6 protein-coding genes are annotated in these 10284 nt (G+C 70.3%); 2 read left to right on the top strand and 4 right to left on the bottom strand.

Annotation, left to right across the window (positions count from 1 at the left end):
• Positions 1–178 precede the first annotated feature (178 nt).
• The gene (locus tag SSP08S_RS50845; protein ID WP_019075353.1) at positions 179–1309 is read left to right on the top strand and encodes an ADP-ribosylglycohydrolase family protein; all 1131 of its coding nucleotides are present in this window, start codon (positions 179–181) and stop codon (positions 1307–1309) included.
• Between the two features lie 10 nt (positions 1310–1319).
• Here the strand turns inward: SSP08S_RS50845 and SSP08S_RS50840 are convergent, their stop codons facing one another.
• Both SSP08S_RS50840 and SSP08S_RS50835 read right to left on the bottom strand, forming a co-directional pair.
• A complete protein-coding gene (locus SSP08S_RS50840; protein ID WP_019075352.1) occupies positions 1320–2900 on the bottom strand; it encodes a sodium:solute symporter family protein in 1581 nt (526 codons plus the stop codon).
• A gap of 135 nt (positions 2901–3035) precedes the next feature.
• Positions 3036–3824: an SDR family oxidoreductase gene (locus tag SSP08S_RS50835; protein ID WP_019075351.1), complete on the bottom strand. Its 789-nt coding sequence runs from the start codon at positions 3822–3824 to the stop codon at positions 3036–3038.
• A gap of 81 nt (positions 3825–3905) precedes the next feature.
• Here SSP08S_RS50835 and SSP08S_RS50830 point away from each other — a divergent pair, with 81 nt between their 5' ends.
• The gene (locus tag SSP08S_RS50830; protein WP_019075350.1) at positions 3906–4745 is read left to right on the top strand and encodes a hypothetical protein; all 840 of its coding nucleotides are present in this window, start codon (positions 3906–3908) and stop codon (positions 4743–4745) included.
• On the opposite strand, the gene SSP08S_RS50825 is transcribed toward SSP08S_RS50830, so the two are convergent.
• Positions 4746–6593: a DUF8823 domain-containing protein gene (locus tag SSP08S_RS50825; protein ID WP_019075349.1), complete on the bottom strand. Its 1848-nt coding sequence runs from the start codon at positions 6591–6593 to the stop codon at positions 4746–4748.
• Between the two features lie 187 nt (positions 6594–6780).
• Positions 6781–10221, bottom strand: a complete 3441-nt coding sequence (locus SSP08S_RS50820) for a D-alanyl-D-alanine carboxypeptidase (RefSeq protein ID WP_019075348.1) — start codon at positions 10219–10221, stop codon at positions 6781–6783.
• Positions 10222–10284 lie beyond the last annotated feature (63 nt).

Raw genomic sequence — 10284 nt, 5'->3', positions numbered from 1 at the left:
CGAAGCCGACGCGGAGCGCAGCGCAGCGCCCTTTACTCGGTCCGCGGAAGTCCGACACTGGCAAAGAAGCGAGTGGCCCTACGGTCACTTCACCGATCAGCCCCCTCAACTCACCGTCCCCGTTCGATTACAGTGCTGAGCTGACTCGTACGTATGGACGGCGCCTGAGGAGGTCTTGGTGAGTGCCGCAACCTCAACCGCAGCCGGGGCCGTCTGGGGGCGGGGGGAGCAGCAGGACTTTCGGAGCCGGGTGCGGGGGACGTTGCTGGGGGCCGCCGTGGGGGACGCGCTCGGGTCGCCCGTCGACCTGTTGGCGATGGACGAGATCCGGGAGGCCTACGGTGCGGAGGGCCTTGTGGATCTCGCGTTCGGGTACGGGCGGCGCGGGGCGGTCACTCATCTCACGCAGCTCGGCCTGTTCACCGTCGACGGGCTGATCAGGGCGCAGGTGAGGCGGGACACGGGGGCTTGGCATCCGCCGACCGATCTGCATCGGGCGTATCTGCGGTGGGCCGCAACTCAGCACGACTGGGGGCCCGATGAGCGTCGTAAGGACGACGGGTGGCTCGCGCGGGAGGAGTGGCTCTATGCGCGGCGGGATCCGACTCGGGCCTGTTTGATGGGGTTTGGGGACGAGCGGATGGGGACGCTCGACGCGCCGAAGAATCCTGGTGAGGTGGGGGGCGAGGCGGCTGCCCGTTCCGCGCCCTTCGGGTTGCTCGTCGGGTGGGAGCCGCAGCTTGTGATGCAGCTCGCGGTGGAGTGCGCGGCGCAGACCCATGGGCATCCGGTCGGGTATCTGGCGGCCGGTGCGTACGCCGTCGTCGTGCATGGGCTCGCGCGCGGGGAGAGTCTGGATGCGGCTGTGCAGCGGGCGCTTGCGCTGCTGGCCGCCCGGCCCGGGCATCAGGCGGTCTCCGACGGGCTGCAGCGTGCGCTCGGTGCCGTGCGGCAGGGGATGCCGACCTCCGGGCGGGTCGAGGAGCTCGTGGGGGAGGGGAGCGCGGAGGGGGTGCTCTCGGGGGCTGTGTACTGCGCGCTCGTCGGGGAGGACGTACGGCACGCGTTGTGTCTTGCCGTGAATCACGGTGGGCCCTCCGGGGTCACCGGGGCGCTCACGGGTGGGCTGCTCGGGGCGTCGTACGGCGAGACGGCCCTCCCGCCGGCCTGGCTGGCCGAACTGGAGGGCCGTCCCACACTGCTCGTGCTCGCGGACGACTTCGCCGTGGAGATGACCCAGGGGCCCGCGTTGCACGGGCCCGCCGGGGCCTCTCCGGGCTGGATCGCCCGGTATCCGAGAGGGGTGTAGTCGGCAGTCGTTAGGGCTGGCTGGTGCCCACCACGTCGTCTCCCGCCCCCGCCTGTGCCGGTACGGCCACCGCGACCGCGTCCCCGTCGTCGTCCCCGCCGCCGTTGATCCGTTCGATCAGCGCGTCCCGTTCCGGGGTGTCCTCGGGCTTCACATAGCCGATGAGGATGTAGAGGACGAGCGACACCGCGAGGGGTATCGACACCTGGTACTGGAGCGGGACTCCGCCGTCGATCTCCCAGTTGATCGGGTAGTTGACCAGCCAGAAGGCGAGCAGGCCCGCCGCCCAGCTCGTCAGGGCCGCCGTGGGGCCGGACTTGCGGAAGGGGCGGAGCAGGCCGAGCATCATCGGGATCGCGATCGGGCCCATGAGGCCCGCGACCCATTTGATGACGACGGTGATGATGTCCTTGAACGTGGGCGAGTTGACCTGCGTGGCCACCGCCATCGACAGGCCGAGGAAGACGACCGTGGTCACGCGGGCCGCGATGAGGCCCGAACGGTCGTTCCAGGCGCGGGCCTTGGCCGATACGACCGGTGCCACGTCCCTCGTGAAGACGGCCGCGATCGCGTTCGCGTCGGAGGAGCACATGGCCATCGTGTGGGAGAAGAAGCCGACGACGACCAGGCCCAACAGGCCGTGCGGGAGCAGCTGTTCGGTCATCAGGCCGTAGGAGTCGGAGCCGTCCGGCTTCTGTGCGTGGACGAGCAGGGGTGACATCCACATGGGGAAGAAGAGGACCGTCGGCCAGATCAGCCACAGCGCCGCCGACAGCCGGGCCGAACGCTCGGCCTCGTAGGGGCTCTTGGTGGCCATGTAGCGCTGGGCCTGGTTGAGCATGCCGCCGTTGTACTCGAAGAGCTTGATGAAGAGGAACGCGAGGAGGAACACCGTGCCGTAGGGGCCGACCAGCGGTTTGCCGTGGCCCTGGAGTGCCGGTTCGTCCCAGGCGCCGAGGAATCCGATGCCCTTGTCGTTCAGCTTCAGTACGACGGCCACGAACATGGAGACACCGGCGAGCAACTGGATGACGAACTGGCCGAGTTCGGTCAGCGCGTCGGCCCACAGGCCGCCGATCGTGCAGTAGACGGCCGTGATCGCGCCGGTGATGAGGATGCCCTGGTTCAGGGACACACCTGTGAAGACGGACAACAGGGTTGCGATCGCCGCCCACTTGGCCGCCACGTCCACGATCTTCAGCAGCATCCCGGACCAGGCGAGCGCCTGTTGGGTCCGCAGGTTGTAGCGGTTCTTCAAGTACTCGAGGGGGGAGGCCACATGGAGCCGGGAGCGCAGCCGGTTGATGCGTGGCGCGAACAGCTTGGAGCCGATGGCGATGCCCAGCGCGATCGGGAACGACCAGGTGATGAAGGACGTGACGCCGTAGGTGTAGGCGATGCCCGCGTAACCGGTGAACATGACCGCGCTGTAGCCCGACATGTGGTGCGAGATGCCGGAGAGCCACCAGGGCATCTTGCCGCCGGCGGTGAAGAAGTCGCTCACGTTGTCGACACGCTTGTGCGACCACACACCGATGGCCACCATCACGCCGAAATAGCCGATGAGCACGGCCCAGTCGAGCCCGTTCATATGCGCCCTCCCACGATTGAGCCGGTTCAGCCCGGGGCTCATCGTGGGCGGTCGCGCGTGAGCACGACAAGTAAGCGCACAGTCAAGGGGGAGTAAAATCGTTCGGATTGATGTTCCGCGTTCACCTACATGAACTCATCGCATCAGCTCCCCGGCGTTGACCAGCAACGACTGACCCGTGATCGCCCGCGCCCGTTCCGACGCCAGGAACACCGCCGCGTCGGCCACGTCCCCGTCCGTCGCGAGCTCGGGGAGCGCCATCCGGTCGGACAGCCGCTTCAGGACCTCCGTCTCCGGGACCTTCTCCGTGTGCGCGGTGAACTGCACGTACGCCTCCACCGGCGGACCCCACATCCACCCCGGCAGCACGGTGTTCACCCGGATCCGGTACGGCCCCAACTCCCTTGCCAGCGAGTACATCGCGCTCGTCAGCGCCCCCTTCGACGCCGCGTACGCCGCCTGCCGCACCTGCGAGGGCGCGGCCACCGCCGACTGTGTCCCGATGATCACGACCGAGCCGCCGCCCGCCTCCTTCAGGGAGGGCAGGCAGGCGCGGGTCATCCGCAGTGTGCCCAGCAGGTTCACGTCGAGCACCGACTGCCAGGTGGCGAAGTCCGCGTCCTCGAGCCCGCCGAAGTAGCTGTCCCACGCGGCCACATGGACCACCGCGTCGATCCGCCCGAACCGCTCCCGTGCCACCTCCGCGAGCGCCTCGCACTGCCCCTCGTCCGTGATGTCGGTCGACCGGTACGCCGTGTGCGACCCGTCGGGATCGATCTCGGCGGCCGACTTGGCGAGATGCGCCTCCGTGCGCGCGCCCAGCACGGCGTTCCCTCCGTCCCGTACGACGGCGGCGGCGACCTGGTGGCCCAGTCCGGCCCCGACCCCCGAGACGACGACGGTCTTGCCCGCGAGCAGCGACATCCGATCCCTCCCGGGGTCTGGCGGTTTATCTGACGGGGCGTCAGAGTATGGGCGACCGGCGGAGGACGGAAGGGGAGCGACGTGAGCGAGGACACCCGGAGCGACGTGTACGCCGAACTGGCCGCCGTAGGACCGTACGGAGTCCGGCCCGGACACGCGCTCATCACCATGGTCGAACCGCAGCCCGGGCACGAGTACGCGTACAACCGCTGGTACGAGGACGACCACTACTACGCCGGCGCGATGGCCATGCCCTGGATGTACGCCGGCCGCCGCTGGGTCGCCACCCGGGACCTCCAACTCCTGCGCTGTCCCGAGAAGTCGGCGATCGCCCAGCCCGTCACCGCCGGCTGCTACCTCTCCACGTACTGGGTCACCGAGGGCCGCTACGACGACCACATGAAGTGGACCGTCGGCATCAACAAACGGCTCAATCGCGACGGTCGGGTCTACCAGGACCGTACGCACGTCTTCACCGCGTTCCAGGACCACGAGGCGACCGTGTACCGCGACGGCGCGGCCGGACCGAGGGACTTCCACGCCCTCGACCACCCTTACGCCGGGCTGGTGTTGGAGGTCGTCGACAGTGAATCGGCCGAGCAGCGCGCCGAGTTGCTGGAGTGGCTGCGCTCCCGTCACCTCCCGAAACGGCTCGCGGGCTCCCCGGCCGCGATGGTGACCGTGTTCCGCCCGACCCCGCTGCCGGGCGACCGCATGACCTACGTCAAGCAGGTCGAGGGGGTGGATACGCGGCTGACGCTGCTGTGGTTCCTGGAGGCGGATCCGCGGGACTGCTGGGAGGAGTACTTCACGGGGCTGGACACGGCCGTGGCCGAATCGGGCCTGGGGACGGTGGAGTTGGTGGCACCGTTCATCCCCACGGTGCCCGGCACGGACAAGTACGTGGACCGGCTGCGCTGACTACTTCAGCTCGTCGGGGCAGGGCGTACCGCGCGGCAGCTGGTAGGGCGCCGCGAGCCGGTACGTCCCCGCCTTCGGCGCCAGCAACATCGTCCACTTGTCGCCCTTGGAGTCCTCCTCGGTCTCCGTCAGGCAGCCGTTGAGGTTGTCGTACGTCTTCGGGGTGCCCTCGGCGCGGTGCTTGGACGCGTCGGTCTCCTGCGGCGGCTTGAGGCTCTTGCCCTTCGCGTCGACGACGCTCAGCCACGGCGAGTACGGGATCCGGATCAGGATCCGGCCCTTCTTCTTCACCTCGATGGTCAGCTCGCCCTGCTCGGCCCGGTCGACGACCGCGTTCGGCTCGGCGAGCGGCGTCGGGTCGGTGACCTGGAACAGCTGCCAGTTCGTGTCGCCCCAGACCTGCTTCAGATACGGCATCCCGCGCTGGACCAGGTCCCGTTCGCGCTCGCCGCCGTCGCCGTCCAGCTTGTCCTTCGGCAGGACGACGTAGTGGACGGCCCAGCGCTGGAGCCACTCGTGGTAGTTCGCCGAGTTGAGGGTGTCGTCGTAGAAGAGGGGGTTGCGCTCCATGTCGGCCTGGCGGTTCCAGCCGCGGGCCAGGTTGACGTAGGGCGCGAGTGCGGAGGCCTCGATGTGGGAGCGGGCCGGGACGACCTCGACGCGGCCGCGTTCGGCGCCGACCTCCTGGAGTTCGTTGACCAGGGGGGCGAGCTCGTGCGACCAGGACGCGGCGGGGGCGGTGTTGACGACGTCGTCGACCGACTTGAAGCCGATCCAGCCGGTGAAGCCGACGAAGGCCAGCACGATCGTGTACCACTTGCGCGAGCGCGGCACCGCGAAGGGCAGCGCGGAGATCAGGGCCACACCGGCGAACAGCATCGCCAGTCGGCTTATGTTCGAGCCGATCTGCGAGCTGACCAGCCAGACGAGGATGACGCCGATGCTGTACACGGCCGCCGTGATCCGTACGGTCGTCCACTCGTGCGGCACCAGGAAGTAGACGAGGACCCCGGACGCCAGCGGCAGGATCATCGAGCCGAACAGCATCGGCTGGGTGCCGGAGAACGGGAACAGCCAGGCGGACACGGCGACCACGGCCGCGGGCGCGAGGCCGAGAGCCCAGGCGCCGGGGCGTCGCTTCTGCAGGAACAGGGCTACGGCGACCAGGCCCACGAACAGGCCGGCCACCGGTGAGGACATCGTCGCGAGCGCGGCCAGCGGGGCCGCGCACAGGGCCTTCGCCCAGCGTTTGTAACGCCAGCGGTAGGGCCAGCAGAAGACGACGGCCACCGCGCCGAGCCCGAACACCAGGCCCAGGCCGTACGTCACCCGGCCCGACGCCGCGTTGCACAGCAGCGCGAAGACACCCGCGAGCGAGGCCCACAGCGGGTTCTTCACCGAGCGGCTGCGGATCAGGATCAAGGTGAGCAGGCCCGCCGAGATGGTCCCGGCGATCATCATCGTCGTACGGACACCGAGGACCGACATCAGATACGGCGAGACGACGCTGTACGACACCGGGTGCATGCCGCCGTACCAGGCGAGGTTGTACGCCGAGTCCGGGTGGCGGCCGACGAACTCCGCCCAGGCGTCCTGTGCCGCGAGATCGCCGCCACTGTTCGCGAACGTGAAGAACCAGACGATGTGCAGGACTCCGGAGAGCAGCGTGAAGCCGATCACCGGGTGGCGGAGGAAGGGGGCGCGGAGGCGGTCGACCAGGGCCGCCCAGCGGGTGCTTCCGCTAGCTGTCGCGTCGTGGTCCGTGTGGTGCGCGGGCAGGTGTATTCGCGGGCCGGCTACCGGGCCCGGATCGGCATCGTCGGCGCGTGTCGGCTCCGCTGTGGCCACCTGAAGGCACTCCCCGTGTCCCGTCTTCTGTTCCCGGCCGCGTCCCGTCCCGTTCCCGGCCTGTTCGACGCCGCGTCCGCTTGACCGGCGACGTGCCCCGATTCGCGACGCTAGCACGCACCCCGCCGACTGGCTCCCGTGCGGGTGGCCGGCCGGCGGGGTGCGGTGACGTACAACGCCTCGTGGGTCAGCCGAGACGCTTCAGCTTCGCGGTCAGGGCCGGTTCCGCGAGATCCTTCTGCAGGGCGACCGGCACCTTGACCGCGCCGCCCGAACCGTCGCCCACGGTGAGCGTGCCCACCTTGGTGCCGGCCTTCGCGGTGTGCGGTACGGAGTCGGGGGCGAAGGACAGCTTCACCTTGAGGCCGGCCCAGCCGACCGCGGCGACGTCCTTGGTGACGACGACCGGCGTGTGACCGCCGAGCCGGTCGTCGACGTACCCGACGACGTCGCCCTTCTTCAGGATCTTCGCCGAGGTCATCGCGTCCTGCGCCGCGAGCATCGCCGTCTTGCTGACCGCGTTGACGGTGTCGATGATCGGCGCGGTGTGCTGGCCGAGGATCGCGCCGACGACGACGGCCGTCTCGCCGCCGACCTCCTTGGTGGCGGCGAAGAGCAGGTTGCCGCCGGCCGCGGTGGTGGTGCCGGTCTTGATGCCCAGCGAGTTGTTGTACGGCACCAGGCGGTTGTAGTTGGTCCACTTCTTGCCGGACGGGTCGACCCAGCTCGGCAGCTTGGTGATGTCCATCAGGGCCTGGATCTTGACCAGTTGATTGCCCAGCTTGACCTGGTCCTCGGCGGTGGAGACCGTGGTCTCCTTCAGCCCGGACGCGTCGGTGTACGTCGTGTTCGTCATCCCGAGCGACTTCGCGGTGTCGTTCATCTTCTTGATGAACGCCGCCTCGGAGCCCGCGTCCCAACGGGCCAGCAGCCGCGCGATGTTGTTCGCCGACGGGATCATGATCGCCGACAGCGCCTGCTTCTCGGTGAGGACGTCGCCCGCCTTGACGGTGTTGAGGGTGGACTCGCCGTCCTTGTCGTAACCGCCCTCCTTCTCGGCGGTCGCGTCCACGGTGATCTTCTCGCCCTCCGCACCCGCCTTCAGCGGGTGGTCCTTGAGGACGATGTACGCCGTCATCGCCTTGGCCACGGACCCGATCGCGACCGGCGTCTGCTTGCCGAAGTTGCCCATCGTGCCGATGCCGTTGACGTCCATCCAGCCCTGGCCCTCGCTCGGCCACGGGAGGTTCACCTTGCTGCCGTCGAAGGTGTACGAGTCCTCGGCGGTGAGCGTGAGCGACGGCGTCGGCAGCGGCCTCAGGGCCTGCACTACTGCAAACACGATCGCCAGGAGGACGACCAGCGGGGTCCAGATCTTGACCCTGCGGATCGCCGTGCGGACCGGGGTCTCCGGCGGAGGGGGAGTGTTGGTCAGTTCGGCGAGGAGGTCCAGCGGGGGCTTCGGAGGAAGCGGCTGCTGGGTCGTGCGCTCGGGGCCGACCTGGGCGACCGGGCGGGTCGCGTCCGGGCGGGGTGCGCGGGGCGCCCGGGGTTCGTCGAGGGGCTTCAGCGCGACGAACTTGCTGGTGCGCTCGGCGGGGGCCTCGGGGGCGGGCGGGGCCTTGGGTGCCTTGAGAGTGGTCGTCGGCTGGTCCACCGCGGGCTTGGGCGCCCGCACGGCCTTGAAAACGGCCGTGGGCTGATCGACCGCCCCGGCTACGCCGTCGTCCGGCCCCGTTTTCCCACCCGCACCACCCGTGCGGGTCGCGTCGTCGGGTGCGGGTGAAGCCTGTGGAGCGGGGGCGCCGTCGGCGGCTTTCGGTTCGGGGGTGGTGGGGGTTTTGGGGGTCGGGGGGGTGTCTTGCGGGTCGACTGAAGCGTCTTCCGGGGCGGCTTCGGATGTGCGGGGTGCCGCGTCCGCCGGGTCGGCTGCGGATGCGCGGGGTGCCGCGTCTTCCGGGGTGGTTTCGGATGCGCGGGGGGTCGCGTCTTCAGGCTCGGCTTCGGATGTGCCGGGCGCGGTGTCCTCCGGTTCGGCTGCGGAGGGGGCGGGTGTGGCGTCCTCCGCCGCGGCTTTGGACGCGCCAGGTGCCGCGTCTTCCGGGGCGTCTGCCGATGTGCCGGGTCCGGTGTCTTCCGGTTCGGCTGCGGAGGGGGCGGGTGTGGTGTCCTCCGGCTCGGCTGCGGATGCGCGGGGTGCCGCGTCCTCCGGGGCGGTTTCCGGTGTGCGGGGGGTCGCGTCTTCAGGCTCGGCTTCGGATGTGCCGGGCGCGGAGTCTTCCGGTTCGGCTGCGGACGTGTCCGGTGCGCTGTCCTCCGGCTCGTCCTCGGACGCGTCGGGGACGGCGTCCTGCGGTTCCTCGTCCGCGTCCTCGGGAGTGCCGGCGGCCTCCGGGCGGGCGTCCGCGATCTCGTCGTCGGTGTCGGCCTCGTCGGCTTCCACAGCCCCAGGAACCGCGTCCTGCGGACCGTCCTCGGTGGCGTCTCGGCCACGGTCGGTCGCGGTCCCCGCGTCCTCGGACTCGGCATCCTGCCCAGCGCCGGCCGCCTCGGCCGCTACGGCACTCACGGAGCCCTCTTCGGCCTCCGCGGCGGTCTCAGCGTCCTCAGGGCGGCCCTTCACGGCGCGAGGCGCCACGATCACGGTCTCCGCGCTCTCGGCGGACTTCGCCGCGTCCTCGGCTGTAGAAGCCGCGCTCGCGTCGTCGGTCACCCCGGCACCGGCAGGTTCCCGGCCGTCCGAACCCTCCGAACCCTCCGAACCGTCCGAACGGTCGGAACCCTCCGAACCGTCCGACTCCTCGGGGTCGTCCGACCCCGCCACCCAAGCCGCCACAGCGGCCCGCAGCCGGGCATCGCCCGCCGGGCCGCCCTTGGCGGAAGGGTTCTGCGCATCGGCGCCCTCGGCGGCTTCCGCGCCCGCAACGCCCTCGGTGACTTCAGCGCCGTCGCCGGACTCGACGTCCTCGGAACCCTCGCCACCCTCCGTGGCTTCGCTGCCCTCGGCAGACTCGGGACCCTCGGAGTCACCGGCTTCACCGACCCCAGTCGCCTCACGGGACCCGTCAGCCTCACCGGCATCACCGGCCCCGTTGGCCTGGGCGGCGTCACTCGCCCCGTCGGTCCCACCGGACTCACCGGTCCCACCCGACCTGCCGGTCGTACCGGACTTGCTGGCCGTACCGGACCCGCCAGCCTCGCCTGAGCCACCGGTCGCACCCGACCCGCCGGCCGTACCCGACCCGCTGGCCTCGCCCGACCCGCCGGTCGCATCCGCCGCACTGCCCGAGCCGGACGCACCGTCCGAGCCGGACGCACCGTCCGAGCCGGACGAACCACCCGCACCGCCGGAGCCGTCCCCCGCGCCGGACGCCCCCGACGCCCCGCCCGTGTCCCCGTCCTCAACCGCCCCCGCCCGGAGTTCCCGGATCGAGAAGATCTTCGTCGCCGTGTCGACACCCCCGCGCTGGGACGACGTCGGCGTGGCCTCGCGGGCCACCGCCAGGCGCGGGTCGCGTTCGGACCTCGCCTCGGGAACCGGACTCGCGCTCCCCGGCGTCGGTTCTGCCGACGACTCGCGCTGCTTCGACCTGTCGGGGGACTCGCCCGCCACCGATGCCTCCTCCATGAGCCGCACGCCCACCGTGCGTCAACCGAACCGACCGAGATAGCCGAGACAGCTACAGAAACA

It is taken from the genome of Streptomyces hokutonensis (genome assembly GCF_000376565.1).
GTDB lineage: Bacteria > Actinomycetota > Actinomycetes > Streptomycetales > Streptomycetaceae > Streptomyces > Streptomyces hokutonensis.
The sequence above is the reverse complement of the archived record's forward strand: the minus strand, read 5'-3'. Positions and strand labels throughout refer to the sequence as shown.

Excerpts from the sequence above, each read along its gene's own strand:
- SSP08S_RS50820 (WP_019075348.1), bottom strand. The coding sequence starts at position 10,221 with ATGGAGGAGGCATCGGTGGCGGGCGAGTCCCCCGACAGGTCGAAGCAG.
- SSP08S_RS50835 (WP_019075351.1), bottom strand. The coding sequence starts at position 3,824 with ATGTCGCTGCTCGCGGGCAAGACCGTCGTCGTCTCGGGGGTCGGGGCC.
- SSP08S_RS50840 (WP_019075352.1), bottom strand. The coding sequence starts at position 2,900 with ATGAACGGGCTCGACTGGGCCGTGCTCATCGGCTATTTCGGCGTGATG.